The sequence below is a fragment of the Massilia sp. CT11-108 genome, from assembly GCF_047302915.1.
GTDB classification, from domain to species: domain Bacteria; phylum Pseudomonadota; class Gammaproteobacteria; order Burkholderiales; family Burkholderiaceae_D; genus Telluria; species Telluria orientalis.
Genome location: NZ_JBKYMO010000755.1, coordinates 1 through 1,978 on the forward strand (window position 1 = coordinate 1; position 1,978 = coordinate 1,978).

General features: G+C 72.2%; 1 protein-coding gene. It reads left to right on the forward strand.

Annotation, left to right across the window (positions count from 1 at the left end):
• Positions 1 to 1,978 (forward strand): GAF domain-containing protein (locus tag ACEN88_RS30295; protein WP_413345679.1); only part of this gene is annotated, 1,978 nt, incomplete at both ends.

The following is a 1,978-nucleotide window of genomic DNA, read 5'->3' on the forward strand; positions in this document are numbered from 1 at the left end:
GGCCTGCTCGACCTGCTCGTGCGCACGGCGGCCGGCGCCATCGAACGCCACCGCAGCCATGCGGCAAGGCGTGACGACGAGCGGCGCCAGGCCTTCCTGCTGCGCCTGAACGATACCCTGCGCCCGCTGGCCGACCCGCGCCGCATCCAGGAAGAAGCCGCGCGCGTGCTGCGCGCCCATCTCGGCGTCGACCGGATCGGCTATGCGGCCGATTGCGGCGACGGCGAGCACGTGATCGTCACCCATGCGGACGGCACGCGCGCGTCCGCGTTCGGCAGCAAGATGCGCTACGCCGACTTCGGTCCCGGCCTGCTGGCCGCGCTGCGCAAGGGCCGGCCGGTCGTGCGGCCGGATATCCTGTCCGATCCCGAGCTCGACGCGGCCGCACGCGAGGCGCATGCCTTGCTCGGCGCCCTCTCCGTGGCCGACGTGCCGCTGGTGAAGGACGGCCGCCTCGTCGCCATCCTGTTCGCGCACCACGGCAGCGCGCACGCGTGGAACGATGCCGACCTGGCCGTCATGCAGGAGACGGCCGAGCGCACCTGGGCCGCCGTCGAGCGCGCGCAGGCGCAGGCCGAGCGCGAGGCCGCGCACGCGGAACTGATGCGCCAGTCGCGCTTCGTCGCGACGACGATGGATGCGCTGCCCGACTTCGTCTACGCGTTCGACCGCGCGCACCGCTTTGTCTACGTCAACCGCGCGATGGAAGAACTGTACGGCATGGAAGCCGGCGCGCTCGTGGGCCGCAGCTTCGCCGACCTGGACTTCCCGTCCGACCTGGCCGCGCGCCTGGACGGCCACCTCGACACCATCTTCCGCACCGGCGTCACCATCCAGGACGAGGTGTATTTCACGAGCCCCACCGGCACGAGCGCCTATTTCCAGTTCCGCTGGGGCCCCGTGCTGGCCGAGGACGGATCGGTCGAGCAGGTCGTGGGCGTCTCGCGCGACACGACCGGCCGGCGCATGCTGGAAGCGCGCCTGCGCGAGAGCGAGGAACGGGCGGCCTTCCTGCTGCGCCTGTCCGACGCGATGCGCTCGCTGGACGATGCCGACGCGATCGAGGCGACGGCCACGCGCATGGTGGCCGCGCACCTGGACGCAAGCCGCGTGCTGATCGGCGAATTCGAGGAAGGCCGCGTCCACATCCGGCGCGACCACGTGGACGGTGTCGCGTCGCTGGCCGGCACGTATCCGATGCCCTCGCTGGGTGCGCGGGCGCTCGCCGCGTTCGAGCGGGGCGAGCCCTTCGTCGTCGAGGACACCGCGCGCGACCCGCACATGGACAGCGCCACGCGCGCCGGCTGGATCAGCGTCGGCATCGCTTCCCACGTCGGCGTCGGGCTGTATTCCGGCGGGCGCATCGCCGGCGTGTTCTGCGTGCACCACGCGGCGCCGCGGCACTGGAACGCGGCCGAAGTGAACCTCGTGCGCGAAGCGGCCGAACGCACGTGGGCCGCGATCGAGCGCGTGCGCGCCGAGCAGGCGCTGAAGGACGCGGACCGGCGCAAGGACGAGTTCCTCGCCACGCTGGCGCACGAGTTGCGCAATCCGCTCGCACCGATCAGCAACGCGATCCAGCTGATGCGCCGCGCCGACAGCCGCGATGCCGCCGATCGTCTCACGGGCATCGTCGAGCGCCAGGTACGGCAGATCGTCAAGCTCGTCGACGACCTGATGGAGATCGCGCGCATCTCGCGCGGCAAGATCGAACTGGACCGGCGCGCGCTGGCCCTGACCGACATCGTGCGCGACGCCGTCGAAGCGAGCCGGCCGCAGGCCGAACGCGCCGGTCACGTCCTCGACGTGACGGAGCCGGACGCGTCCCTCGTCGTGCACGGCGACGCGGTGCGCCTCACGCAGGTGCTCACGAATCTGATCAACAACGCCGCCAAGTACACCGGCGCGGGCGGCCGCATCGACCTGCTCGCCCGGCGCGAAGGCAGCGCCGTCGCGCTGCGGGTGCGCGACAACGGCC